The following is a 317-nucleotide window of genomic DNA, read 5'->3' as shown; positions in this document are numbered from 1 at the left end:
TCCTTTAAGAGAAAATCCTAAAGTTGTCGCTACTTTTTTGAGGATATTAGATGCGGCATTAATATCGGCATTAACTAACAAACCGTTTTGAGTTTGATAGAGTCCTCGCTTAATTCGTTTGCCTGATGCTTTCCAGCTCTCGGGTTTTTCACCGATAGTTGGCAAGAAATCATCATCTAAAAACGATGCTTGTGAAGTGTACGACTCTTCAGTTTCAATAAACTCTATGCCGTACAATTCGCATAACTGACTAATTCGTTCTTTAAGTTTTGCCGTGGGAATTTGTACAAACTTTTGGTTGTTTTTTCTGCCAATGT

General features: G+C 37.5%; 1 protein-coding gene. It reads right to left on the bottom strand.

Features of this window, described 5'->3' with window-relative positions; genetic code table 11:
• A partial coding sequence (locus LKK83_RS14835) for a zinc ribbon domain-containing protein (RefSeq protein ID WP_442957317.1) occupies window positions 1-317 on the bottom strand: 317 nt, incomplete at both ends.

It is taken from the genome of Phormidium sp. CCY1219 (genome assembly GCF_035615515.1).
GTDB lineage: Bacteria > Cyanobacteriota > Cyanobacteriia > Cyanobacteriales > Laspinemataceae > CCY1219.
The sequence above is the reverse complement of the archived record's forward strand: the minus strand, read 5'-3'. Positions and strand labels throughout refer to the sequence as shown.